Genomic DNA, 3112 nt, shown 5'->3' on the forward strand with positions numbered 1-3112 from the left:
ACGATCCGCAAAAAATGCCGCGGGGTAGAGCAGCCCGGTAGCTCGTCAGGCTCATAACCTGAAGGCCGCAGGTTCAAATCCTGCCCCCGCAACCAGAAATTCCATTACAAAACAACCGCTTAAGCCTCCTTCGGGAGGCCTTTTGCATTTGTGCCCCAGCCGCCCCGGAAGCATATCGGAAGCAGGCGGGAGCGAACCGCAGCGCAAAATCGGCGGGGTCACATTGCCGTGATGACATCTGCCGGTGGCATCTGCGCGTGTGAAATCGGCCACCCGCAGCCTTGGCATCCGCCGGCACTCATCCCCATATTGAACCTGCGGTGCCATGACGCGGAGGGTCACCATGCTCAGGGCTCTCCTTCTCTCCATCGCCCTCGCGCTTCCCGTGCTGATCGGGGTGCCGAACACTGCTGCGGCTGATGTCACCGTCACCTATGTCTCCCCCGAAAAGTTCCACGACCGCGAGTTCCGTCAGGTGCGTACCTGGGCCTCGGCGCTGGCTGAGTTCGACAAGGAGTTCGCGAAGCTGGCGGAGCGCTACCTCCCGGCGGGGCAGGACCTCACCGTCGAAGTCCTCGACATTGATCTCGCCGGCGACTTCGAGCCCTGGAACTTCGACTATCGCGATGTCCGCATCATGCGCGGCACCACTCCGCCGAGAATCCGCCTTCGCTATACGCTCACCGAAGGTGGGAAGGTCCTGAAGCAGGACGAGGTCCGCCTCTCCGACATGAATTATCTGTCCCGGCCGGGGGCGGCCGGTGACACGGAGCGCTTCGCCCATGACAAGCACCTCGTCGAAGACTGGTTCAGGAAGACCTTCAAGGTAACGGCTGGCAAGCGCGCCTGTCTTGAATCCGGAACGTAGCGACGGGTTGTGGCTTCTGGAGTTCGTAGCGGCCCTGATATCGCTGAAAGTTTCAGCTAAACTTGACAAATTTAGGAGGAAATATCAGGACAGACCGGATGCCAGTATCATAATCCGCCACCCTTTGGTCTGCGGAAGCTGCGGTGGACAGTCCTGATGGAAGAAGCGAAAGCACAGCGGCTGGAGGAGCTGTATCGGGAAGAGCGGCTCCGTCTGGAACGTATCGCGACGCGACGGGTCGGACCAGCCGGTGCCGCTGACGTCGTTCACGATGTTTTTGCGGCAATCTGGTCGAGGGCCGTGGGGCGTGCGAAAATCACACCGGCATATCTCGCGCAGGCCACGAAATTCACTGCAATAAGCCATTTCCGTTCTGCGCATCGACGTGAAACCTTCTTTCAGGGTATCACGGAAGACCAATATTCGGCCTCGGTGACTCCGCCGGAGCAGATCGTCTCTGACCGACAAGAGTTGCGCAGACTGGAGGATGTGATCCTCGCGTTGCCGGTGCGGACGCGACAGGTCTTTCTGCTCAATCGCATGCATGGCTGCACCTATGAGGAGATCGCTGTTGGTCTCGCGATCTCCACCAGCACTGTGGAGCGAGAGATGGCGAGGGCGATCATGGCCTGCAAGAAACGGGGATAAATGCGGTGAATTGTGAGGGTGGAACCCACTGCGCGGCGATATCCTTGTGAGAGACGCGAATTACACGCTGCTGGCCAGCCTCGTCGGGAAACGAATACGATATGACCATTGACGAACCAGCCCTGCCGCGGGACCGCACGCTCATCGAGAAGGAGGCGGTTGCCTGGTTCACACGCATGAGCGGCAAGCCAACGAGGGCGGAGAAACATGATTTTTCGTCCTGGCTGGAGATGTCTCCCGACCACCTGGACGCCTACAATGAGGTCAGGGATCTGTTGGCCGACGTCCAGGCGACCAGGCAGCGCATCGGCCGAGATGAGGAACTGGCCGAGCCCTTGGAACGGATTGCAGCCTATCGTCGTAAGCGCCGCCGGAGCAAGACGGCCACGCTTGCTGCGGGTTGTCTCGTGGCCGTCGCGGTCAGCGGCTGGATCTGGCTCGAAAACCCGAACCTCATCCAGAACATGGCGGCCGACTATGTCACCGCGCGTTCGGAGCGTCAAACCATTACGCTTCCGGATGGCTCGACGGTCCTGATGGATGCGGATTCCGCGCTCGACGCCGACAACTCGCCGACGGAGCGGCGGGTTCGGCTCTTGCGGGGCGCTGCCTCCTTCGATGTGCAGCCTTCGCAGATCCCCTTCATTGTGGAGGCCGGCGGCGGAGAAGTGCGGGTTCTGGGGACGCAATTCGACGTAAACCTGAACGATCAGGGTGTTCTCGTAACCCTGTCTCGGGGCAGTGTGCAGGTCTCGCTCGACGATACTGGCCAGCAAGTCGTCCTGACGCCCGGGGAAAGCGTAGAATATAACGGTGCCGGGCTTCAGGCGGCTCGAGCGGTAGATCTGGAAGAAAGCACTGCCTGGCATGAGGGCAGGTTGATCTTCAACAATGCACGCCTTGCTGATGTCGTGGCGCAGATCAGCCGATATCGCGACGGCAGGATCGTTCTGGTCGGCTCGTCGGTCGGAAAGCGCCGCGTGAGCGGCAATATCTCGCTTGATAACACCAATGCCGCGTTGCGGGCGATGCAATCTTCCGTGGGCTTCAGGATGACCAGTCTGGCCGGAAAGGTGACAATGATCGGCCCCTGAAACCCGAGGATTTCCGAAAAACCCGCATTAGCCCCACTTTTTTGCGATTTTTGTGGGGGTGTCGCAGCTGCTCCGGCGATCTAGTTAATGAGAGGGTAGTAGCTTCATCATCCCGCCAATCCTCTCTCGCCATGCAGGTTCGAGGAGAAGGGTGTCGAACGATGGAAAAAGGTATGCGGCGCGGGAGAACGATTGCTCTCTGGGCCACGACGATGCTGGTGTCCGTCGCAGGAGCCGGCATCGTCTGGCGGCCTGCGGCCGCGCAGGAGGCAGCTCACGTCTATGATTTCAATATTCCGGCCAAGCCGATCCGGGCGGCGATGAACGATATCGTCCGGGTCAGCGGGATCGACGTCGTCTTTGCCGAAACGCCGGCGGCGTCGGCGACCGGGAATGCTGTGCGCGGGTTGAGAACGGCGGTGAGAAATTCGTCCACGGTAGCGGTGGCTTGGTGCTGCTGCGGGCGGCGTAAAAGTCGTCCACCTATTCCCTTTCTGCGGCG

General features: G+C 60.4%; 4 protein-coding genes and 1 tRNA gene. All 5 read left to right on the top strand.

Annotated elements, in window-relative coordinates; genetic code table 11:
* The first annotated feature begins 18 nt into the window (after window positions 1-18).
* A tRNA-Met gene (locus PARJ55_RS0120540) sits at window positions 19-95 on the top strand.
* A 248-nt stretch (window positions 96-343) separates the two neighbouring features.
* Window positions 344-868, top strand: a complete 525-nt coding sequence (locus tag PARJ55_RS22815; RefSeq protein ID WP_232215764.1) for a DUF3016 domain-containing protein — start codon at window positions 344-346, stop codon at window positions 866-868.
* A 156-nt stretch (window positions 869-1024) separates the two neighbouring features.
* Window positions 1025-1516, top strand: coding sequence for an RNA polymerase sigma factor (locus PARJ55_RS23725; protein ID WP_084637947.1), 492 nt, complete (start codon window positions 1025-1027; stop codon window positions 1514-1516).
* A gap of 101 nt (window positions 1517-1617) precedes the next feature.
* Window positions 1618-2610, top strand: a complete 993-nt coding sequence (locus PARJ55_RS0120555; RefSeq protein ID WP_036714759.1) for a FecR family protein — start codon at window positions 1618-1620, stop codon at window positions 2608-2610.
* 161 nt (window positions 2611-2771) lie between these two features.
* A partial coding sequence (locus tag PARJ55_RS24210; protein WP_198019406.1) for a hypothetical protein occupies window positions 2772-3112 on the top strand: 341 nt, incomplete at its 3' end.

It is taken from the genome of Paracoccus sp. J55, from assembly GCF_000513975.1.
Taxonomy (GTDB): Bacteria; Pseudomonadota; Alphaproteobacteria; order Rhodobacterales; family Rhodobacteraceae; genus Paracoccus.

Excerpts from the sequence above, each read along its gene's own strand:
- PARJ55_RS22815 (WP_232215764.1), top strand. The coding sequence starts at position 344 with ATGCTCAGGGCTCTCCTTCTCTCCATCGCCCTCGCGCTTCCCGTGCTG.
- PARJ55_RS23725 (WP_084637947.1), top strand. The coding sequence starts at position 1,025 with ATGGAAGAAGCGAAAGCACAGCGGCTGGAGGAGCTGTATCGGGAAGAG.
- PARJ55_RS0120555 (WP_036714759.1), top strand. The coding sequence starts at position 1,618 with ATGACCATTGACGAACCAGCCCTGCCGCGGGACCGCACGCTCATCGAG.